15 protein-coding genes are annotated in these 21,994 nt (G+C 72.9%); 8 read left to right on the forward strand and 7 right to left on the reverse strand.

The genetic code is table 11. From position 1 onward, the window contains the following. Window positions 1–11 precede the first annotated feature (11 nt). Window positions 12–1,838, reverse strand: coding sequence for a heparinase II/III domain-containing protein (locus ACTIF1_RS16505; protein WP_439597542.1), 1,827 nt, complete (start codon window positions 1,836–1,838; stop codon window positions 12–14). Window positions 1,839–1,962: 124 nt separating this feature from the next. Between ACTIF1_RS16505 and ACTIF1_RS16510 the strand changes: the two genes are divergently transcribed. The 3 genes from ACTIF1_RS16510 to ACTIF1_RS16520 all read left to right on the forward strand — a co-directional run bounded on the left by ACTIF1_RS16510 (window position 1,963) and on the right by ACTIF1_RS16520 (window position 8,909). Continuing rightward, complete coding sequence (locus ACTIF1_RS16510) at window positions 1,963–4,548, forward strand: SLBB domain-containing protein (RefSeq protein ID WP_439597543.1); 2,586 nt, start codon at window positions 1,963–1,965, stop codon at window positions 4,546–4,548. A gap of 230 nt (window positions 4,549–4,778) precedes the next feature. Next, complete coding sequence (locus ACTIF1_RS16515; protein WP_439597544.1) at window positions 4,779–6,866, forward strand: YjbH domain-containing protein; 2,088 nt, start codon at window positions 4,779–4,781, stop codon at window positions 6,864–6,866. Between the two features lie 81 nt (window positions 6,867–6,947). Further along, entirely contained in the window at window positions 6,948–8,909 is a 1,962-nt protein-coding gene (locus ACTIF1_RS16520; protein ID WP_439597545.1) for an alpha/beta hydrolase domain-containing protein, read from the forward strand. Here the strand turns inward: ACTIF1_RS16520 and mdoH are convergent. Genes mdoH through ACTIF1_RS16535 form a run of 3 tightly spaced genes read right to left on the reverse strand, consistent with a single transcriptional unit; the run spans window position 8,906 to window position 11,783 of the window. After that, window positions 8,906–10,570, reverse strand: coding sequence for a glucans biosynthesis glucosyltransferase MdoH (gene mdoH, locus ACTIF1_RS16525; protein WP_439597546.1), 1,665 nt, complete (start codon window positions 10,568–10,570; stop codon window positions 8,906–8,908). The genes ACTIF1_RS16520 and mdoH overlap by 4 nt on opposite strands. A 32-nt stretch (window positions 10,571–10,602) precedes the next feature. Beyond that, complete coding sequence (locus tag ACTIF1_RS16530) at window positions 10,603–11,376, reverse strand: hypothetical protein (RefSeq protein WP_439597547.1); 774 nt, start codon at window positions 11,374–11,376, stop codon at window positions 10,603–10,605. Next, entirely contained in the window at window positions 11,373–11,783 is a 411-nt protein-coding gene (locus ACTIF1_RS16535) for an abscisic acid-deficient protein Aba4 family protein (protein WP_439597548.1), read from the reverse strand. Before ACTIF1_RS16535 ends, ACTIF1_RS16530 begins: the two co-directional genes overlap by 4 nt. An 86-nt stretch (window positions 11,784–11,869) precedes the next feature. Between ACTIF1_RS16535 and ACTIF1_RS16540 the strand changes: the two genes are divergently transcribed. Together ACTIF1_RS16540 and ACTIF1_RS16545 are read left to right on the forward strand one after the other, a co-directional pair. Next, window positions 11,870–12,496, forward strand: a complete 627-nt coding sequence (locus tag ACTIF1_RS16540) for a TetR/AcrR family transcriptional regulator (RefSeq protein ID WP_439597549.1) — start codon at window positions 11,870–11,872, stop codon at window positions 12,494–12,496. A gap of 59 nt (window positions 12,497–12,555) precedes the next feature. Beyond that, on the forward strand, window positions 12,556–15,003 hold the full coding sequence (locus ACTIF1_RS16545) for a membrane-bound PQQ-dependent dehydrogenase, glucose/quinate/shikimate family (protein WP_439597550.1): 2,448 nt from the start codon (window positions 12,556–12,558) through the stop codon (window positions 15,001–15,003). Between the two features lie 247 nt (window positions 15,004–15,250). Here the strand turns inward: ACTIF1_RS16545 and ACTIF1_RS16550 are convergent, their stop codons facing one another. The 3 genes from ACTIF1_RS16550 to ACTIF1_RS16560 are packed head-to-tail and all read right to left on the reverse strand — an operon-like array spanning window position 15,251 to window position 18,223. Beyond that, complete coding sequence (locus ACTIF1_RS16550; protein ID WP_439597551.1) at window positions 15,251–16,747, reverse strand: tripartite tricarboxylate transporter permease; 1,497 nt, start codon at window positions 16,745–16,747, stop codon at window positions 15,251–15,253. Beyond that, on the reverse strand, window positions 16,747–17,250 hold the full coding sequence (locus ACTIF1_RS16555) for a tripartite tricarboxylate transporter TctB family protein (RefSeq protein ID WP_439597552.1): 504 nt from the start codon (window positions 17,248–17,250) through the stop codon (window positions 16,747–16,749). The genes ACTIF1_RS16550 and ACTIF1_RS16555 overlap by 1 nt, the downstream gene beginning before the upstream one ends. 1 nt (window position 17,251) lies before the next feature. After that, a complete protein-coding gene (locus tag ACTIF1_RS16560; RefSeq protein ID WP_439597553.1) occupies window positions 17,252–18,223 on the reverse strand; it encodes a Bug family tripartite tricarboxylate transporter substrate binding protein in 972 nt (323 codons plus the stop codon). A 151-nt stretch (window positions 18,224–18,374) separates the two neighbouring features. On the opposite strand from ACTIF1_RS16560, the gene ACTIF1_RS16565 reads away from it, so the two are divergent. From ACTIF1_RS16565 to ACTIF1_RS16575, 3 genes are all read left to right on the forward strand, one after another. Then, window positions 18,375–19,730 carry an APC family permease gene (locus ACTIF1_RS16565; RefSeq protein WP_439597554.1) on the forward strand — a complete coding sequence of 452 codons (1,356 nt, stop codon included), beginning with the start codon at window positions 18,375–18,377 and terminating at the stop codon, window positions 19,728–19,730. Between the two features lie 90 nt (window positions 19,731–19,820). Continuing rightward, entirely contained in the window at window positions 19,821–21,071 is a 1,251-nt protein-coding gene (locus tag ACTIF1_RS16570; RefSeq protein WP_439597555.1) for a hypothetical protein, read from the forward strand. Then, a complete protein-coding gene (locus tag ACTIF1_RS16575) occupies window positions 21,068–21,931 on the forward strand; it encodes a hypothetical protein (RefSeq protein WP_439597556.1) in 864 nt (287 codons plus the stop codon). Before ACTIF1_RS16570 ends, ACTIF1_RS16575 begins: the two co-directional genes overlap by 4 nt. The last annotated feature ends 63 nt before the right edge of the window (window positions 21,932–21,994 follow it).

Consider the following 21,994-nt stretch of genomic DNA (forward strand, 5'->3'; position numbering starts at 1 on the left):
ATCCATCTTCGTTAAGGAAGGTGAATTTGTGTAACCAGCCGCGTCGCCGGCGCGGCGATGCGGATATGCAGCAGGGTGCAGCGCGCGATCCGGCCATAGCCGGGGCTTTCCCAGCCGGGCTCGAGCGCGAGGCGCAGCGCGCCCGGCGCGGCATCGCTGGCCACGGCCAGGCGCAGCCGGCCATCCGTCGCGCCCCGGCCGTCCTCGGCCAGCCGCCAGTCGCCCGGCGGCAGGCGCCAGCGCAGGCTGGCCTGGCGGAAGCGGCCGGCCAGCGCGTCGGTCACGGTCCAGAGGCGGCCCTGCACCGCGACGCTGCGGGCATGGCGATGGCCGGCGGCATCCTGCCGTGCCGCGCCCTCCGGCAGGTTCCGCAGCCGGGGCCAGCGGGCGAGGAGGAAGCGACCGAGGCGGGGCATCGGCTCGGCCTCGTCGAAGAGCACGGCATTGTGCGCGGCGCCGCCGGCCAGCGCCGCCCACCACCAGGGCGAGGGCGGATTGTAGGCGCCGGTGCCGGCATCGCGCAGGATGTGGCGCGGACCGTCGCGCAGGGTCAGGTGCAGCAGGTCGGCCTGGGCGGGCCGGAAGGGCAGCGGGCCGCAGCGCAGCAGCGCGGTGGCGCCGACCGCCGCCCAGCCCTGGCTGCCCGTGGCCCGCCAGCGCGCCGGCCGCGCCAGCCGCGCGGCGGGGGCGGGCAGGCCGAGCCAGGCACAGCCCGCATCCCGCGGCAGGTCGCCGCCGGCCTCGGCAAAAAGCCGCGCCGCGCGCTCCACGCTGCCGCGGGCATCGGCCGGGCCATGCAGGCCGAGATCGGCGAAGGCGGAGCCATCCTCCACGCCGAGGCCGGGGCCGCTGCCATCCTCCGCCGCCGTCACCCGGTGCAGCCAGGCGGTGAGCGCCGCGGCGCGGGCGGTGAGCGGCGCCGGGAAGGTTTTGGCGCCATGCCGCCGGCGCAGCCATTCGGCGAGGGACAGCACATCCAGCGCCAGCCGCGCATAGCCGGCCGAGACCTGGGAAAAACCGCCATCGGGTGCCACCAGCCGCGCCACCGCCGCCGCCAGTCTTTCGGCCGCGCGGGATGCGCCGGTGGCGTCGCCCAGGACCAGTGCGCAGGCGAAGGCGCCGGCGGGCTCGGAGAGGCTGTGGTTGTTGTCCTGCGCCGCGGCATAGGCCGGCGTCGCCGCGATGCGCCGGGCGCAAAGGCGCAGCAGGGCGCGGGCGGCCGGCGGCGGGTCGCGATCCGCCTCCAGCAGTGCGAGCGCCAGGGCCAGCGACAGCGCCCGCAACGCCGCCTCCTGCCCGCAGGCCCAGGCCGGGCCGCGGAAGGCGGGGTTGGCGGCGCACCAGTCCCGCAGCAGCCGCTCCGCCCGGTCCAGATGCCCAGCCCGGGGGGCCAGCCGCGCGGCCTGGACCAGCAGCAGCAGGTCGCCGAAGCGGCTGGCCTCCCAGACCGGGCGGATATCGCCGCGATCGAACAGCGCCATGCCGAGGGCGGGCGCGGCGGGGTCGTAGCCGCCATGCCAGTCCGGCCGCCGCGGCAGGGCCACCGCCGCCTGGAGGAGTCGCGCCGCCTCCGCAGCCGGCAGGCCAGGCGGCGGAGGCGCGGCCCGGGGCAGGAAGCGGCCCGCCGGTGCCGCCGCCCGGGCCAGGGCCCGCTGCGGCAGGCCCAGCGCCAGAGAGGCCCGGTGCCACAGCAGCAGCGCGACCGGGCGCGGGCCCAGCCGCCAGGCGGCATCGGCCAGCAGGCGCAGCCGGGCGCCCTGCGGCAGCCACGGCTTGCGGTCTGCCTCGGGGGCGAGGCCGGCGTCGCGTTCATCAATGAATGGGGCTTGGTCAGACATGAATCACATGCCTATGCTCCCTCCAGGCTGAAGAATGAAGATGAAATTCACCCTGTGGTTGGGGCTCCCGTGCGTCGCCTGGCTTCTTCCCGTCCTGCTGGCGGGCAGCCCAGCCGCTGCGCAGGTGCCCTTCAGCGGGCCGGGCGCCGAAGGCACGGCGCTGGCGCCGCCCGCCCTGCCCTCCCTGCTGCCTGGCGGCCTGCCGGTGCCGACGCTGCCGCCCGCCGCGCAGCAGGAGATCCTGCAGCGCATGCGCGACGCCGCCGCCGGCCGCAGCCCCGCGAGCACCGGGCCCTTGCCCGCGCCCAGCGCGCCAGCACCCTCGCCGGGTCCCGCCCTTGCCACGCCGGTCCCGGAGGGACTGTCCCAGATCGAGGCCTTCTTCGCCGAAAGACTCGGCCTGCCGCTGCGCCAGTTCGGCTACGACACCTTCGCCGCCGGCGCCCGCACGCCGCCCGCCATCGGCGCCCTGCCCGGCGACTACGTGATCGGCCGAGACGATGAGCTGGTGCTGGCACTCCGCGGCCGCAGCCGCGCCACGCTGAGCCTGCGCGTGCAGCGCGACGGCACCATCCTGACCCCCGACCTGCCGCCCATCCCCGCCGCCGGCCGCAGCCTGGCCGAGCTCCGCGCCGACCTCGAGGCCCGCGCCGCGCGCGACCTTCCAGGCACCGAGATCTTCCTCTCGATCGGCCAGGTGCGGCAGGTCTCCGTCTTCGTGGCCGGCGAGGTGCAGCGGCCCGGCATGCAGACCGTCACCGCGCTGTCCTCCGTGCTCGATGCGCTGATGCAGGCCGGCGGGCCGCGCCGCACCGGCAGCCTGCGCGCCATCCGCGTGGAAGGCCCCGGCGGGCGCCGCACCATCGACCTCTACGCCGTCATCACCGGGGAGGGCGGCGAGGCGGACCTCACCCTGCGCGAGGGCGAGCGCATCATCGTCCCGCCGCTCGGCAGCGTGGTCGCGGTGGCCGGGGAGGTGACGCGGCCCGGCATCTACGAACTGCCGGCGCGCGCCACCAGCGCGCCCCTTTCCACCGTGCTGCGCCTGGCCGGCGACCCGCTGCGCCCGGCCGGGAACCGCTACCTGGTGCAGGGCACCGATGCCGGCGGCCGCCGCAGTTTTGCGGAGATCAGCCCGCGCGACGCGGTGCGGCGCGGCGACAGCGTTCTCGTGCAGCCCGGCGCGGACGTGGTGGCGAACCAGCTGCGGCTGGCCGGCCACGTCACCGCCCCCGTCACCCGCGCCGCCGGCCGCGGCGGCACCACGCTGCGCGCCCTGCTGAACGACGCCCGGCTGGTGCGGGCCGATCCCTATCCGCGCATGGCCGTGGTGCTGCGGCTGGACCCGGCCACGCGCGGCCGCCGCTTCATCCCCTTCGACCTGTCGCGCAGCCTGCGCGGCGAAAGCGACCTTCCCCTCGCCGAAGGGGACGAGGTGATCGTGCTCGGCCAGTCCGACATCGCCTGGCTCGCCAGCCCGCCCGTGCAGCGCGCGCTGCGCGGCGAGCCGCCGGCCGAGGACGCCTGCCCGGCGCTGACGCAACTCGCCATCGCCGCCCGCAGCGCGCCCGCCCGCTTCGCCCATGCCCGCGGCGCCGGCTTCCCCGAGATCGGCACGCCCGGCTGCCCGCCGGTCTTCCGCGACTATCCCCAGCTGCTGGGCTTCCTGCTCGACACCTCCGTCCTGCTCAGCGGGGAGGTGCGCCAGCCCGGGCTCTTCCCGCTGCTCGACGATACGGGCCTCGACCTGCTGCTGGCCGCCGCCGGCGGTGCGACGGACGGCGCCGACCTCTCCGCGATCGAACTCGCCCGCGAACCCGTGGACCAGTCCGGCAGCCACCCGCTGTCCCGCCTGCTGCTCGACCTCCGCTCCGGCAATTTTCGCGCCGTGCGCCTGTCCCCACGCGACGTCATCCGCATCCCCCGCGGCTTCTCGGACCGCGAATCCGGCCCCGTGGTGCTGGCCGGCGAAGCGGTGCGGCCGGGCACCTACGACATCCGCCGCGGCGAGAAACTCTCCGAACTCCTGGCCCGCGCCGGCGGCCTCACCCCCCAGGCCTACCCCTACGGCGCCGTCTTTACCCGCGACAGCGTCCGCCGCCGCCAGCAGGAAGGCTTCGCCCGCACCGCCCGCGACCTCGAAACCTCCCTGGTGCAGGTCGCCGCCGGCCAGGCCGTGGCCGGCGGGCGCGGCCAGGGCGTCGATGTCGGCAGCGCCATCACCGCGGGCCGCGAACTCGCCGCCTCCCTCCGCCAGGCCCAGGCGGCCGGACGCATGGTGGTGGAAGCGGACCCCGTGCAACTCGCCGCCCACCCGGAACGCGACGTGCTGCTGGAACCGGGCGACCTGATCGTCATCCCGAAACGCCCCAACGAAGTCACCGTCGTCGGCGCCGTCCTCAACCCCGGCAGCCTGCAATTCCAATCCGGCTGGCGCGCCAGCGACTACACCCGCGCCGCCGGCGGCACCCAACGCTTCGCCGACACCGCCCGCGCCTTCATCGTCCTGCCCAACGGCCAGGCCAACCCCGCCGGCCTCTCCGCCTGGCAACTCGGCAGCCCGCCCATCCCCCCCGGCAGCCTCATCGTCATCCCCCAAGACCCCTCCCCCTACGAAACCTGGGGCTTCATCCGCGACCTCACCCAAGTGCTGAGCCAGGTCACCATCTCCTCCGCCGCCCTCGCGGTGATCGCGCGGGAGCTGCGTTGAGGGGGAGGGAAGGCGGCGCGGGCTGCCTTGCAGGGGGACGCTGTCCCCCTGCACCCCCTGCCAAGGGGCAGTGGCCCCTTGGAACCCTTCGATTCATGTGCAGGAAGGGAGAGGGGCCGGAGCGACCGCATGTCAGGCGGTCCCGCTGGCCCCTCTCCCTTCCTGCACAAGGTCCCGTGGTCCAGGAGGCCACTGCCTCCTGGTGGGGGGTGCAGGGGGGCAAAGCCCCCTTGCAGACCACCCGCACCTCCCTCCTCCTCCTCACGCTGTTCCTGCCCGTCACGCTGAGCGCGCAGGAGGTGCCGGGGACGGGGTCCAGCTTTGGGGGGGTGGGGCTGGTCGAGGTGCGGAATGCGCGGTTCAGGCCGGATGGGGTGGTGGAGGCGGGGTCGTCGGTGCGGCACCAGCGGCGGTTTCATTTCCTGAATTGGCAGGCCTTGCCGTGGCTGGAGGCGACGTTTCGCCTGGCGGAGCGGTTGGATGGGACGACGGGGGCCGGGATGACGACGGACCGGGCTTTCGATGTGAAGGTTCGGTTGGTGCAGGAGAGTGATTGGTGGCCGGCGGTGGCGGTGGGGCTGCAGGATTTCATCGGCACGGGTCTGTATTCGGCCGAGTATCTGGTGGCGTCGAAGCGGTGGGGGAATTGGGATGCGACGCTGGGGATGGGCTGGGGTCGGATGGGGACGGGGGATGATTTCGGCAATCCGCTGACGGTGATTTCCCCGCGGTTCGAGGAGCGGCCGCGGGAGGTGGGGCAGGGCGGGTCGGTGAATACCTTTCCGTTCTTTCGGGGGGATCAGGCGGCGCTGTTCGGCGGGTTGGAATATTCGCTGCCGGAGCTTTGGACGCCGCTGGGAAGTGTCGAGGGGCTGCGCGGGAAGGTGGAGTGGTCCGGGGATGCCTTGCGGGATGAGCGGGGTGGTTGGCCGGCGCGGACCATGGGGTTGCGGGGGGAGGCGCGGAGCCGGCTGAACTACGGGCTGCACTGGTCGAACGGCTGGCTGGATGCCGGGCTGGACTGGGTGCATGGGACGGACCTGCTGTTTCGGATCTCGGCGCGGCTGGACCCGGACCGGGTGCCGGAGCGGGAGCGGCTGCCCGCCATGGGGGCGCGGCCGGTTGTGGTGGTGGAGCCTGAGGCAGCGGTGCGGGAGGCGTTGCGCGAGGCGGGCTTTCGCCCGGTGGCGGTGGAGATCCGCGGCGCCGAGGTGCGGATCGCCGTGGCGGGTGGCCGGCAGCGGCGGCTGGCGGGGGCGGCGGGGCGCGTGCTGCGCGCGGTGCAGCCGCATCTGCCGCGCGAGGTGGAGCGGCTGGTGCTGTCCTGGCGCCAGGCCGGGGTGGAGGTGGCGCGGCTGACCCTGCCGCGGCGCGCGATGGAGGCGGCGAGCCGCGGCGATGGCAGTGCGGAGGAGGTGTTCTTCGCCAGCACGCTGGGCGCCGCCGGCGCGGATGACTTCGGGCTGATCGATGGCGGCAGCGGCTTCGCCTGGGGGGCGGAGCCGCGGCTTTCGCTGCTGCTGGGCGATCCGTCCCGCACCCTGCGCTGGCAGGCGGCGGCGGTGGTGGGCGCGCGCTGGGAGATCGGCCGCGGCTTCGCCATGGCGGGCAGCGTGTCGCGCAGCCTGGCGGGGAATCTCGCGGATGCGCCGCCCTCCGACAGTGTGCTGCCGCGCGTGCGCAGCGAGGCGGGGCGCTATGCGCGGGAGGGTGAGACGGCGATCCCCGCGCTCTATGCGGAGCGGATCTGGAGCCTGGCGCCGGATGTCTTTGCGCGGGCCACGGCGGGGTATCTGGAGCCGATGTTCGCGGGCCTGTCGGCGGAGGTGCTGTGGCGGCCGCAGGATCGGCCCTATGCGCTGGGTGTCGATATCGCGCAGGTGGCGCAGCGGGACTACGACCAGCGCCTCGGCGTGCTCGGCTATCATGTCACCACGGGGCATGTCTCGGCCTATGCCGACCTGCCCTGGTACAATCTGCAGGGCGTGGTGCGCGCCGGGCGGTATCTGGCAGGCGATTGGGGGGCGACGGTGGAGCTGTCGCGCCGCTTCGCCAGCGGCATCGAGATCGGCGGTTTCGCGACCTTCACCGACGTGCCCTTCAGCCGCTTCGGCGAGGGCAGTTTCGACCGCGGCATCTTCATCCGCATTCCGCTCGACCTGCTGGGGACCGAGACGCGCACGGTGGCGCCCGTCGTGGTGCGCGGCGTGACGCGCGATGGTGGCGCGCGGCTGTCCGTCGACAATCCGCTGTGGGAAGTGACGCGGGAGGGCCGGGCGCAGGCGCTGCGCGACGGCTTTGCCGATTTCCTGCGCTGAGAGCCTGACCCATTGCCAAGCGGCGCATCCGGGCGAAGCATGTCGGTCGCAAGGCGCAGCAAGCGCGGCCGGAGGGACGGGATGGGTAAGGTGCAGGCAAGGCTGGCGCGCTGGGGCGCGCTGGCATTGGCGATGGGCGGTGCGCTGCCGGCCGCGGCCGAGGTGACGCGCTTCGAGATTCTCGCGCGCGAAGCGCCGGCGCTCGGCGGGCGCGAATTCGGCGCGCGTGGAACTGCGGAGAAAATCACGGCGCGGGCGACGCTGGCGCTGGATCCGGCCAATCCGCGCAATGCGGTGATCGTCGACCTGGACCGCGCGCCGCGCAATGCGCAAGGCCGCGTGGAGGCGACGACGGATGTCGTGATCCTGCGCCCCGCGCGGCCGAACGGCACGCTGCTGTTCGAGGTGCTGAACCGCGGCCGCAAGCTGCTGCCCGGCTGGGTGCAGGATACCGAGGGCACGGCGGGCCTTCGCCTGGCGCAGCCCGGCGATGCCGGCAATGGCTTCCTGCTCGACCAGGGTTTCACGCTGGTCTGGGCGGGGTGGCAGCATGACAGCCCGCAGGGGGCGGACCTGCTTCGCATCGCGCTGCCGACCGTGCCGGGCGTCTCCGGCCCCTCCCGCGAGGAATGGACATTTTCGAATGCCACCAGCCCGCAGCGGGTGACGCTGAGCTATCCGGTGGCGGATCGCGCGAGCGCGCGGCTGACGGTGCGGGCGCGCACGGATATGGAACGGCAGACGCCGGCGGGGCTCGGCTTCAGCTTCATCGATGACAGCACGCTGGAGATCACGCGGCCGGAGGGCATGGCGGCCGGCGCGCTCTATGAGCTGACCTATACGGCGCGCGATCCGCAGGTGACGGGCATCGGGCTCGCCGCGATCCGCGACGTCACCGCCTTCCTGCGCCGTGCGACGGGGCCCGAAAATCCGCTGGCGGTGCAGGGGCGGCCTGCGGTGGATCGCGCCATCGGCCTCGGCATTTCGCAATCCGGCCGCGTGCTGCGCGATCTTCTCTATTTCGGCATGAACGAGGACGAGGCCGGGCGGCTGGTCTTCGAGGGCATGATGCCGGTGATCCCCGGCGCCCGCCGCAGTTTTACGAACGCCCGCTTCGGGCAGCCGGGGCGCAATCCCGGGCCGCAATATGATCGGCTGTTCCCGGTGCTCGGCTTTCCCTTCACCTATGCGGTGATGGAGGATGCCGTCAGCGGCAAGCGCGACGGCATCCTGCTGCGCTGCAGCCTGACGAACAGCTGCCCCGTCATCATGCAGATGGATTCGGAATTCGAGTTCTGGGGCTCGCAGGCGAGCCTTCTGGTGACGGACACCGCCGGCAACCATCACGACCTGCCGTCCAATGTGCGCGCCTACATGGTCGCCGGCGCGCCGCACGGCAATCCGTGGAATGCGGTGGCGCGGCGCAGCGAGGCCTGCGGCATGGCGCTGAATCCGTTGAGCCAGGGCGCGGCGCTGCGTGCGCTGATCGTCGCCATGGAAGCCTGGGTGCGGGAGGGTGTGGAGCCGCCGGCGAGCCGCTTCCCGACGCTCGCCGCCGGCACGCTGACGCGGCCCGAGATGGTCTATCCGGCGATCCCGGGCCTGCCCTATCGCGGGCAATATGTGCGCGCCGAATTCATCGAGCAGACGGCGCCGCTGCCGACCGCGGGCGGCAGCTACCCGATCTTCCTGCCGCGCGCCGGGCTGGACGGCAATGCGGTGGGCGGCATCCGCCTGCCGATCATCGAGGCGCCGCGCGCCAGCTATGTCGGCTGGAACGCGCAGACGGGCGCGGAGGGTCCGCAGGAGATCTGCACCCAGGTCGGCGGCGTGGTGCCCTTCGCGGAGACGCGCGCCGCGCGCCAGGCGGCCGGCGATCCGCGACCCTCGATCGAGGAGCTGTACCCGACGCCGGAATCCTATGTGGCGGCGGTGCGCCAGGCCAGCGCGCGGCTGGTGGCGGCGCGTCTGCTGCTGCCGGCGGATGCGGAGGCCGCGGTGGCGGCGGCGCAGGCCGGGCAATTGGCGCGGCTGGCGCCTTAAGGCGCCAGCTCCTCCGGCACCGCCGCAATCCCCCGCTGGCGCAGCCAGGCCGAAAGGCGCGGATCGGCGGTGGCGACACACAGCGGCACGGCCAGGATCATCCCGGCCGTGAAGGGCAGCGCCAGCAGCAGCGCCGGCGCGGAGACCAGGGCAAAGCCCGCCGTCAGCAGCAGGCCGATGGTGCTGTGGGGCCAGAGCAGGCGCGTGGCGTCGGACCAGGCGACGCCGCGATCGGCGCGGTTCTGCGGCAGCCAGCCGGGGCGCGCGCCGAAGGGCAGCCGGGCCAGGAAGAGCGCCTTGTTCAGGATCGAGAGCGGTTCGAACAATTGGGTGAAGACAAGCTCGGCCAGCGCCCCGCGCGCGAAGGCCGCGCGGCCGCCATAGCGGCGCGCCGCATGGCGCTGCAGCAGCACCTGCGCATAGCCGGCGAGTTTCGGTGCGAAATAGCAGAGCCAATGCGCGAGGATGGCCAGCGCCAGCGCGCCCATCGGCGTCGCGGCACCGCCGCTGGTCAGCGCATTCGCCAAGGCCAGCAGCAGCGCCAGCGCGTGGAGTGGCGCGCCCAGGAACAGCAGGATCGCCTGCAGCAATTGCAGCCGCCCGAGCCAGGTCATCCCCGGCAGGCGGAACAGCCACAGGTACTGCATATTGCCGGCGCCCCAGCGTTCGTCGCGTCGCAGGAATTCGGGCAGGGCGGGCGGATTGGCCTCCTGGCTGCCATCCTCGGCCGGCAGGCAGCGCACGGCCCAGCCGGCGGATTGCAGGCGGACCGACTCCACCATGTCGTGGCTGAGGATGCGGCTGCCATCCGGCAGCGCCTCCAGCTTCGCATGGTCGCGGAAGGGGGCGACGCGCAGGATCGCATTGTGGCCCCAATAGGGGCCCGCATCCATCTGCCACCAGGCCTGGCCGGTGGCCCAGGCGCGCATGCCGGCGCGCATGCCGAACTGGAACAGGCGCGGGAAGGCCGCGGTGGCGGGGCGGCCGACGATGAGCTGCTGCACGATGCCGAGCCGCGGATCGGCCTCCATCACCGCGACCAGGCGCAGCACCGCGGCGGCGCTCATCACGCTGTCGGCGTCGAGGGTGAGGAAGAAGGTCTCGTCGGTCAGCTGGTGGTCCAGCGCCTCCATCACATTGCCGGCCTTGTAGCCGGCATTGTCGGCGCGGCGGCGGTAGCGGGCGGTGGGATGGGCGGCGAGGAAGTCTTGGGCCGCGGCTTCCTCGGCGGCGACGGCCTGCGGGTCCTGGGTGTCGGAGAGCAGCCAGAGGCGAAAACGGTCTCCGGCCCCGGCCGCGTCCAGGTCCCGCAGCAGTTGGGCCAGGGGCGGCAGGACCGCCGACATCTCCTCGTTGCGCAGGCAGACGAAGAGCGCGGTGACGGAATCCGGTGGGCCGGGCCGCGTGCGGGCCAGCGCCGGCAGCACGGCGGCGGGCGGGTCACGCTCCCGCAACAGGATCACCAGTCCGACCAGCGCATTGGCGGCCGAAAGCGCCGCCCAGGGGATGGTCAGCGCGAGACAGCCAAAGATCGCCCATTCCAGCGCGCCGATGCCGCCGGGCCAGAACACGCGCAGGGTGAGAACCAGCAGCAGCGCCGCGATCGCCGCGACCAGCAGGGCGAACAGGGTGCGGCGGAGCAGGGGCGATTCGGGCGGCATCGGCGCAGTCCTGCCGCCCGATGATGGCGCGGTTACGGCGAGAGCGGCAGCCCCGCCTGCGCCAGCCGCAGCGCCGCCACCGAAAGCCCGGCCCAGGCGAGGCTGACGGCCGCCATCGGCCAGGCGGTCGCGCGGGTCACCAGCCAGAAACCGGGCAGGGCCTGCATGGCGTGGATGGCGAGGAAATGCGCCACGCGCAGGTCGCCGCCGTCACGCGACCAGAAGAAGGGCGGCAGGCCCGGCGTGCCGCTGCCGCCGACCAGCGGGCTGCCGGCGCCGCCCATGGAGAAGCCCGTCACCCCGCCCAGCACCCCCGCCACCACCAGCCCCAGCCCGACCGCCAGCCGCCAACCGCGCGGCTGGGCCACATCGCCGCGCCACAGCACCAGCAGTCCGAGCAGCGCCGCCATGGCCACCAGCAGGGCCGCGCCCAGCCCCATCAGGCTGAACATCAGCTGCCCGAGCGCATCCTCGGCAAAATGGCTCGGCAGGCCGGCGGCTGCCCGGAAGGTGATCCAGCCCTGCTCGAAACCGGCCGCCCCCAGCGTCACCCAGACCACCAGCCCGGCCAGCACCCCGCGCCGCGCCGCCGGCGCCAGCACGCCCCAGGCCCAGGCCAGGGTCCAGAACCAGGCGATGAAGGAGGCGGCGAATTTGGCCGGCTTGGTCCAGACGGAGACGCCGTGGATCTGCCGCCCATCCACCGCCATGGCGGCCAGGCTGAAGGCCAGGAACCCCAGCGCGACCCAGCCGGCCCAGGCCAGCAGGGCTTGGCGGCGGTGCAGCTCCGCGATCAGCGCCCTCATCGCCGCACCAGGCGCAGGCCGAGGAACAGCAGCAGCCCGGCCGGCCCGGCGAGGAAGGTGGGCGGCAGGCAGAGGCGGATGGCCCAGGGGTTCATCCCCTCCGCCGTGCCGCGCCGGCACATCCAGGCGCCGAGGAAGAGGTCGAAGGCCAGGTAGTGCACCCAGCCGGCCAGCAGCAGGCCCGGGTTGCGGAACAGCGCCGCGACCTGCGCCAGCGATCCGAAGCCGCCCTCGGCCCCGCCCCAGTGCCAGGCCAGCAGCAGGACATAGAGCGCGGCCAGCAGCGCGGGGATGGCCAGCCCTGCCAGTTGCCAGTTCGCCCAGCGCCGCCCCGGCGCCAGCAGCAGGGCCAGCCAGCCCGCCATGGCGAGACTACCGGCGGCGGAGAATAGGGTTTCGAGCGGCATGGCCTGGCCCCTGAACTTGACGACGGTCAGTTTCTGGCCCATTTCTGACCATTGTCAAGTTAAATGACGCGGCGCAGAGTCCGGGCATGTCCGTCACCCCCAAAGCCCGCGGCCGCCACCACCACGGCGACCTGCGCCGCGCCCTGCTGGATGCCGTGGCCGAGATCGTCCAGGAATCGGGGCCGGAGGCGGTGAGCCTGCGCGAATGCGCCCGCCGCGCCGGCGTCTCCCATTCCGCCGCCACGCCGCATTTCGGCGACAAGCGCGGGCTGATGACGGCCTTCGCCACCGAACAATCCCAGCGCCTGCGCGCCGCCATGGAAGCCGCCGTGGCGGCCCTGCCCGCGGGGGCCAGCCCGGCCGAGCAGTTGGCGGCAACCGGCCGCGGCTACATGGCCTTCGTGCGCGACAATCCCGCGCATTTCCGCCTGATGTTCCGCACCGACCTGATCGACACGGCGGATGCCGCCTGGGCCGAAGCCTCCCGCCGCGCACGGGACCCGCTGGATGCGGCGATGCAGGCGCTGGTGCCGCGGGCGGAGGATCGTGCGCGACGCGCCCGGCTGGCGCTGGCCTGGGCCGGGGTGCATGGCTTCTGCACCCTGCGGGCAGAGGCCCCGCGCAGCGACCTGTGGCACCCGGCGCCGCGCGATGCGGAGGTGGCGAAGGATCTGCTGGCCCTGCTGGTCGCCGCCTGCGCATCGGAACCCTGAAGCCCGGAAACCTGCGCGGTTTCAGACGTTGGCACCGGAACCAGCCCGGAGCCCCCTTCATGCCACAATCCCGCCCGCTGCTGCTGCCGCGCCTGGTCGCCGCGATCCTGCTGCTGACCGGCCTCGGCCTCGCCGGCGGCGGCGCTTGGCTGATCCTGCTCGGCGGGTCCTGGTTCTACCTGCTGGCCGGCCTCGCCAGCCTGGCCAGCGGCGTCCTGCTCTGGCGCGGCCGGTCCGAGGCGCTGGTGGTCTTCGCCCTGCTGCTGCTCGGCACGCTCGGCTGGGCGATCTGGGAGGTGGGGCTCGATTGGTGGGCGCTGGCGCCGCGCGGCGGCATGCTGGTGGTGCTGGGCCTGGTCCTGCTGACACCCTGGGTCACCCGCCCCCTCGGCACGCGGGCCCTGCGCGGCAGCGGCCTGGCACTGAGCCTCGTCGTGCTCGCCACCGGCGTCACCGCCGCGCTGGCCATGCTGCGCGACCCGCATGCCATCGAGGGCCGGCTGCCGGAGCGCCGCCTCGCCGCCGCCCCCGATGGCATCCCGCCCGGCGAATGGCACGCCTATGGCCGCACCGGTCTCGGCCAGCGCTTCTCGCCGCTGGACCAGATCACGCCCGAGAATGTCAGCCGCCTCGAAGTGGCCTGGCAGTACCGCACCGGCGATGTCCGCGGCCAGCCCGGCGAGCCGGAGGAGACCACCTTCCAGGTCACCCCGCTGAAGATCGACAACCGCCTGTTCCTCTGCACGCCGCACCAGTCGGTGATCGCGCTGGATGCGACGACCGGCGCCGAGCTCTGGCGCTACCGCCCGAATGTCCTGGACAACCTGGCGCTGCAGCACCTGACCTGCCGCGGCCTGTCCTTCCTGCCCGCCCCGGCCGCCGACGCGCCCGCACCCACCCCGCTGGACCCGGCCCGCGAGGCCGCCGCCCGCGCCGCCGTGCCGAACCTGCCCATCGCGACCGCCGGCGCCGCCGCGACCCTGGACTGCGGCGCCCGCCTGTTCATGCCGACCGCGGATGGCCGGGTCATTGCGCTGGACCCGGAGACCGGCGCGGTGTGCCGCAACTTCGGCGAGGGCACCGGGCAGATCAATCTCTGGGCCAATATGCCGAACCCCCGGCCGGGCGGGTACTACTCCACCTCGCCGCCCGTGGTGGCCAATGGCGTGCTGGTGATCGGCGGCACCGTGCTCGACAACGTCTCCACCCGCGAACAGTCCGGCGTCATCCGCGGCTACGACGCGCGCAGCGGCGCCCTGCTGTGGAACTGGGATTCCGGCGCGCCGGACAATACCGCCCCCATCGCGCCGGAGGCGACCTACACCGTCAATTCCCCCAATGCCTGGTCGATCCTCAGCGCCGACCCCGCCCTCGGGCTGGTCTACGTCCCGCTGGGCAACCAGCCGCCCGACCAGTTCGGCGGCAACCGCAGCGCCAATGTGGAACGCTTCTCCTCCGCCGTCGTGGCGCTCGACCTCGCCAATGGCAGTCTGCGCTGGGTCTTCCAGACCGTGCACCACGACCTCTGGGACTACGACGTTCCCTCCCAGCCGACGCTCATCGACCTCACCGTGAACGGCCAGGCGGTGCCGGCCCTGGTGCAGCCGACCAAGCAGGGTGAGCTCTACGTGCTGGACCGCCGCACCGGCACCGCCATCCTGCCGATCCGCGAAGTGCCCGCGCCACAGGGCGCCGTCGCCGGCGACACCACCGCCCCCACCCAGCCCGTTTCCGCCCTGTCCTTCAACCCGCCGCCGCTGACCGGCGCCCGCATGTGGGGCGCCACGCTCCTCGACCAGATGGCCTGCCGCATCCAGCTCCGCCGCCTGCGCTACGAAGGCCGCTACACGCCGCCCTCGCTCGAAGGCTCCATCATCCACCCCGGCAATTTCGGCGTCTTCAACTGGGGCGGCATCGCCGTCGACCCGGAACGCCAGATCGCCTTCACCACCCCCGCTTCGCTGGCCTTCGTCTCCCGCCTCATCCCGCGCGAAAACCCCACCGCGCTCTACGTCCAGGGCAACACCCCACCCTCCGGCGCACTCCCCGCCCTCAACGAAAACTTCGGCGCGCCCTACGCCGTCGAGCTCAAACCCTTCCTCTCGCTGATCGGCCTGCCCTGCCAGCAACCACCCTGGGGCAGCGTCGCCGGCGTCGACCTCACCACCGGCGCCATCGCCTGGCAGCACCGCAACGGCACCGTGCGCGACATGTCCCCCCTCCCACTGCCCTTCCGCATGGGCGTGCCCAGCCTCGGCGGCCCCCTGCTGACCCGCAGCGGACTCGCCTTCCTCTCCGGCACCGTCGACAACTACATCCGCAGCTACGACACCACCACCGGACGCCAACTCTGGGAATCCCGCCTGCCCGCCGGCGGCCAAGCCACCCCCATGACCTACACCGGCACCGACTCCCGCCAATACCTCCTCGTCATCGCCGGCGGCCACGGCTCCCTCGGCACCACACCCGGCGACCACGTCATCGCCTATGCCGTGCCGGGGCGGTGATGAGGGTGCGCGGGTGATTGCAGGGGGACGCTGTCCCCCTGCACCCCCTGCCAAGGGGCAGTGGCCCCTTGGAACCCTTTGATTCATGAACAGAAATGGAGAGGGGCCGGAGGTACCGCATGTTCGGCGGTCCTACCGGCCCCTCTCCATTTCTGTTCAAGGTCCTGAGGTCCAGGAGGCCACTGCCTCCTGGCGGGAGGGTGCAGGGAGGGCAGAGCCCTCCTTGCAAACCACCTGGCGCAATCCCTCACGCCATCCGGCGCAGCCAGGCGGCGTAGAGGTGGGGGCCGGCGAGGGCGGCGAGGGCGATGAGGAGGATGGCGAGGCTGATGGGGCGGGTGATGAAGACGGTCCAGTCGCCTTGGCTGATGGTCAGGGCTTGGCGCATGGCTTGTTCGGCCATGGGGCCGAGGATCATGCCGATGACGACGGGGGCCACGGGGAAGTCGAAGCGGCGCATGAACATGGCGATGATGCCGATGCCGTAGAGCAGCACGAGGTCGATGACGGAGTTGCTGATGCCGTAGGTGCCGATCGTCGCGAAGACGAGGATGCCGGCGTAGAGTTGGGGTTGTGGGATTTTCAGGATGCGCGCCCAGAGGCCGACGAGGGGCAGGTTCAGCACGACGAGCATGACGTTGGCGATGAAGAGGGATGCGATCAGGGTCCAGACCAGGTCGGCCTGGTTGGTGAAGAGCAGCGGTCCGGGCTGGATGCCGTAGGACTGGAAGGCGGAGAGCATGATGGCGGCGGTGGCGCTGGTGGGTAGCCCCAACGTCAGCATCGGCACGAGCACGCCGGCGGCGGCGGCGTTGTTCGCGGCTTCGGGGCCGGCGACGCCTTCGATGGCGCCGGTGGTGCCGAATTCCTTGGCGAATTCGGGTTTCACCATTTTGCGTTCCATGAAGTAGCTCAGCATGGTCGGCATTTCGGTGCCGCCGGCGGGCATGACGCCGAAGGGAAAGCCGAGTCCGGCGCCGCGGATCCAGGGCCAGAAGGAGCGTTTCCAGTCGGATTTGCTCATCATGATGCTGCCGACGTGGCGCACTTCGACGGGGCCGTCGATGTAGCGCCAGGCGAGGTAGAGGGTTTCGCCCACGGCAAACAGGGCGACGGCGACGAGCACGACGTTCACGCCGTCCAGCAGTTCGGGCACGCCGAAGGTGAGGCGCGGCTGGCCGGTCTGCAGGTCGACGCCGACCAGCCCCAGCAGCAGGCCGAAGCCGAGGCTGGTGAGGCCGCGCAGCGCGGAGCCGCCGAGCACGGCGGAGACGGTGACGAAGCAGAGCACCATCAGCATGAAGTACTCGGCCGGGCCGAGTTTCAGCGCGAGCTCGACGACGATGGGGCCGAGGAAGGCGATGCCGATGGTGCCCACGGTGCCGGCCACGAAACTGCCGATGGCGGAGGTGGCCAGCGCCGGTCCCGCGCGGCCGTTCTTCGCCATCTTCGCCCCTTCCAGGGCGGTGATGATCGATCCTGACTCGCCCGGCGTGTTCAGCAGGATGGAGGTGGTGGAGCCGCCATACATCGCGCCGTAGAAGATGCCGCAGAACAGGATGAAGGCGCCGGTGGCGGAGACGCTGAAGGTGATCGGCAGCAGCAGCGCGATGGTCAGCGCCGGGCCGATGCCGGGCAGCACGCCGATGGCGGTGCCGAGGAAGCAGCCGAGCAGCGCCCAGCCGAGGTTGGACAGCGACAGCGCGTGGCTGAAGCCGAGGGTCAGGCCTTCGATCGCACCCATCAGCCGGGGTCTCCGAAGACCAGCGTTTCCACCACGCCCGCGCCGATGTTCACGCCGAGCCCTTTCACGAAAAGCCCGTAGGCGGCCAGCGACACGATGAAGGCGATGACCAGGTTGCGCAGGATGGCGCGCGACCCGAAGGCGGCGGCGACCAGCACGAATTGCGCGGTGGCGGCGATGGTGAAGCCGAAGGGCTCGATCAGCACCAGGTTGGCCAGCAGGCCCGCCAGCAGCAGGCCGAGCGCGCGCGGGTTCAGCGGCGCCGCGTCCTGCAGCTCCTCGATATCCTGCGACCAGCCGCCGCGGATGGCGACGGTGGTCAGCCCGATGCCGAGGGCGACGAGGCAGGCGGAGACCAGGTAGGGCACCGCCTTCGGCCCGACCTGCGCATAGATGGGCGAGGTCGGGATGATGGCGGTCTGCCAGAGGGAGAGCAGTCCGACCGCCAGCACGAAGAGCGCCGCGGCGAGATCGGGGCCGCGACGGGCCGTGCTGGCGGGCATGTCAGCTCGCCAGGCCGATGTCGCGCAGCACCTGCTCGGTCTCCGCGTGGTCGCGGGTCAGGAACTGGGCGAAGGCATCGCCGGTCAGGAAGGCGTCGTCCCAGCCGCGGGTGGTCAGGATCTCCTGCCAGGCCGGGGCGGCGTGCACGGCGGTGACGTAGTCGACCAGTGCGCGGGTCTGGGCTGCGTTGATGCCCGGCGCGCCGAACAACCCGCGCCAATTGCCCATGACGATGTCGATGCCGCTTTCCTTCAGTGTCGGCACGCCGTCCAGGCTGCGCGTCTCGCCGGTGGTCGCCAGCGCCCGCATGCGGCCCGCCTTCACCTGCTCGGCGAATTCGGAGACGCCCGAAATGCCGGCCTTCACCTGCGCGCCGAGGATCGCGGCCTGGGCCGGGCCGCCGCCGGCGAAGGCGACGTAGCTGGCTTCCCGGGCATTGCGGCCGAGGGACTTCAGCATCAGGCCGAGGATGATGTGGTCGATGCCGCCGGCGCTGCCGCCCGCCACCGAGGTGCCGCCCGGATTGGCCTTCAGCGCATCGGTGAAGTCCGACAGCTTCTGGTATTCGCTATTGGCGGGCACCACGATGATGCCGGGTTCCGTGGTCATGCGCGCGATCGGCACCACGTCGCGAATGCTGACGGGCGTGCGGTTGGTGATGCCGGCGCCGACCATCACGGCGCCGCCCACCATCAGGGCATTGGGGCGGCCGCGGCGCTGGCTGATGAAGCGGGGCAGGCCCACCATGCCGCCGGCGCCGCCGACATTCTCGAACTGGAAGCTGCCGACCAGGTTCGCGGTGCGGGAGGCCTGTTCCAGCGCCCGGCCCAGCCCGTCCCAGCCGCCGCCGGGGCCGGCGGGGACGAAGACGAAGAGGCTCTCGAAGCGCTGCTGCGCCGAGGCGGAGCGGCCGAACAGGCTGGCGGCGGCCAGGCCGGCGGTGGCGGCGAGCAGGGTGCGGCGGCTTGTCATGTTTCCTCCATTGGGCGCATTTCGGCGATCACCTTAATCAGCCCCCGGCCGCGCCGGAAGGCCGGGAAAGGGGGGCTGGCGTGCTGCCACGGAACCTTGCCTATTCGTCACGCGTCAGGGTGGGACGTCCCTGTGCCAGGAGTTGCCGCCCATGACTGCGACCTCGGTCCCCGGCCGTGCGGAGAAGCCGGGCGGGCAGCCCACGCTGGCGCGCAGCATCGGGCCCTTCCAGCTCTTCGCCTATACGCTGGGCGGCATGCTGGGCGCCGGCATCTATGGGCTAGTGGGGCGCGCGGCCGGGGAGCTGGGCTCCGCCATCTGGCTCGGCTTCCTGGTGGCCATGGTGGCCGCGCTGCTGACCGGCCTGTCCTATGCCTCGCTTGGCAGCCGCTATCCGCAGGCCGGCGGGGCCGCCACCATCACCCAGCGCGCCTTCGCCCGGCCGCTGCTGACCTGGGTGGTGGGGCTGGCGGTCATGGCCTCCGGCCTCTCCTCCGTCGCCACGCAGTCCCGCGTGGTGGCGGAGAACCTGCTGCGCCTGGCGGGGCTGGAGGGCGTGCCCGCCATTGTGCTGGCGCTGGGCTTCCTGCTGATCATCTGCGGCATCGTGCTGCGCGGCATCCAGGAAAGCATGTGGGTGAATATCCTCTGCACCGCGGTGGAGGCGGCCGGGCTGCTGCTGGTGATCGCGGTGGGCTTTCCCTATTGGGGCAGCGTGGACCTGCTGGAGACGCCGTCCGGCGACGGCATCGGCGTGTCCTTCCTGATGACCGGCGCGATCCTGACCTTCTTCGCCTTCATCGGCTTCGAGGACACGATCAATGTGGCGGAGGAGGCGCGCGACCCGCGCCGCACCCTGCCCTTCGGCATCATCGGCGCCATGCTGGCGGCGACGGTGCTGTATATCGCGGTTGCCATCACCGCCGTCTCCGTCGTGCCCTGGCGGGAACTGGCGGCGGCGCCGGGCCCGCTGGCGGAGGTGATGGCCCGCGCCGCGCCCTGGGTGCCGGGCTGGGGCTATGTCGCGATCACCGTCTTTGCCGTGGCGAATACCGCGCTGCTGAACTACGTCACCGCCTCCCGCCTGGTCTTCGGCATGGCGCGGCAGGGGCTGCTGCCGAAGCCACTGGCGAAGGTGCATGCCGGGCGGCGCACGCCGCATGTGGCCACCCTCGCGCTGCTGCCGGTGCTGGTGGCGCTGGTGCTGGCCGGCGATATCAGCCAGCTCGCCGCTGCCACGGTGCTGCTGCTGCTGGCGGTCTTCACGGTGGTGAACGTGGCGCTGCTGGTGCTGCAGCGCCGCCCGGGCGAGCCGCGTGGCGGCTTCGAGGTGCCCTGGCCGGTGCCGGCGGCCGGCGCGCTGGTCTGCGGCGCGCTGCTGCTGAACCGGCTGGGCACTGGCGACTGGCGGGCGCCGGCGCTGGCCGGCGCGCTGCTGGCGCTGATCCTTCTGGGATACGCCCTGCTGCGGCCGAAAGTGACGGAGGAGACACGCGTCGCGGCATAGTGTCGCGCGAAACCGCGTGAAGCACCGGCGCCCTTGCGGGCCGCGGCGGCGCTCCGCATGGTGATGCTTCCACAAGGGAATCGGTCTTCCATGCGCGGTGTTCCGGCCTTCCGGCCGAAGCTGGCCCCCCCCGTGCCGCGGGCGCGCCCGGCCTTCCGCCTTCTGCTGGCCCTCCTGTTCGGCCTGCTGGGTGCCGCGACGGCCGGCGCGCAGCAGTCGCAGCCACCCAACCGCCAGGTGACGGTGCAGAACGAGACCGACCTGACGCTGAACTTTCTTTACGTCTTTCCGCGCGGCAGCGCCGATCGCGGGCCGGATCGGCTGGGCGATGAGATGGTGGCGCCCGGCGCCACCTTTCGCGCCCGGCTTGGCCGCCAATCCGCCTGCACCTTCGACGTCGTGGCGGTCTGGCAGGATGGGCGGGAGGAGGCGCGCAATGGCGTCGACATCTGCCGCAACCCGCGCCTGGTCTTCGGCGACCCCGCCATGCCGACGCTGGAAGTGGCGGTGGCCAATCGCAGCGAGGTGGTGCTGCGGGAGCTCTATGCCAGCAGCGATGGCGGTGCCGAATGGGGGCCGGACCGGCTGGGCAGCCAGGTGATCGAGACCGGCGGCGCCTTCCGCCTGCGCATGCGCACCCGCGCCTGCCGCTTCGACCTGCGCGCCGTCTATGCCGATGACCGGGAGGAGGTGAAGTCCCAGCTCGACCTCTGCGCCGAGCGCGGCGTGGTCTTCGACCGCAGCGGCGTGCCGCCCCTGCCGCGCCACAGCCTGGTGCTGGTGAACCGCCACCTGGCCACGGTACAGGAGGTCTATGTCTCCGCCAGCACCGACAGCGACTGGGGCCCCGAACGGCTCGGCACCACCACCCTGCTGCCGGTGGGGGAGGAGACGACGGTGGAGCTGGAGGGGGAATGCGAGGCGGATATCCGCATCGTCTTCCCGAATGGCGGCGCCGAGGAGCGGCGCGAGGTGGATATCTGCGCCACGCCGCGCATCGTGCTGACGCCCGGCTGGGTGCTGGGCGCGGAACCCCCGGCCGAGGCCGCGGCCGCCCGGCCCGGCGCGGGCGCCGCGCGCGCGGAAGGCGAGGCCGGCCCGCTGCGCCTGCGCAATGCCGGCCCGCTGCCGATCGTCGAGGTCTACGCCGCCCCGCCGGGCGAGCCCCGCGGGGCGGACCGGCTCGGCGCCGATGTGCTGGGGGTGGGGGAGACGCTGGAGCTGGAGGCACCGGACGCCGATGCCTGCGCGGCGGATCTGCTGGTGGTGTTCCGCGATGGGCGGGAGGTGAGCCGCCCCGGCCTCGACCTCTGCCAGGGGGAGGAGATCGAGATCCGATGAGCCGGTCCCGTCATTGGCTGGGCGCCGCCCTGCTGCTCGCCTGCGCCGCCCTGCCGGCCCAGGCCCAGGCACCCTCCGACCTCGGCCAGGGCGTGCCGGAGGCGCTGCGCGGCGCCTGGTTCGCCGGCGCCTGCACCGACCCGGAGGCGATGCTGCTGGTCACCGCCCGGGCTGCCGCGCGGGTGGAGGCGGAGGCACCCTCCCGCCTCTTCCGCTTCCGCCAGCTGCGCGGTGCCGCCGGCTGGACCATCGGCACCGGCGGCGGCGCGGAGGCGCCGCGCCTGATGCTGCGAAGTGCCGGGGCGGAGCTGGAGACGGCGGAGCCCGAGGCCAAGCTGCGCGACGACCGCCTGCCGGGGGAGACCGAGCTGGCCCAGTGGCGCCGCTGCCCCGCACCGCCGGTGGCGCTCGCCGCGCTGCATGGCGAAGGCGCGGCCTTCCTGGCCGCGCTGGAACACCTGGAGGCTGGCTGCGGCAGCGGCACGCCGGGCGCCTGCGCGGCGGCCATCGTGGCGCAGGCCGATGTGAGCGGCGATGGCGTGCTGACGGTGGCCGAGGTCGCGCGCCTGCTGCGCGGCGCCGCCTGGCTGGCGGCGGTGGAGGCCGGCGCGACGCAGGATGCGGTGGCGATCAGCCTCGGCGCCGGCAGCCTGGCCGGCATCCTCTCCGCCCGGCTGCTGATGGAAAGCCTGGATTATGACGGCGATGGCCGGATCTCGGCCGGGGAGCTGGCGCAGGACCGCGTCGGCTTCGCCACCGCCCCCGGCACCGCCGCCGGCCGGCCGCTGCGGCTGGATGGCGTGGCGGAGGGGGCGGGCATGCTGCGCGGGCTGATGGAGGGGCTTTCCAACCTGCGCTGAAACGCCCGCCTGGAGCCTTTTCACCGAAACCGGAGACGGTGGAACGGCTCTAGGTATTGTTCT

The organism is Falsiroseomonas sp. (genome assembly GCF_051860665.1).
Taxonomy (GTDB): Bacteria; Pseudomonadota; Alphaproteobacteria; order Acetobacterales; family Acetobacteraceae; genus Falsiroseomonas.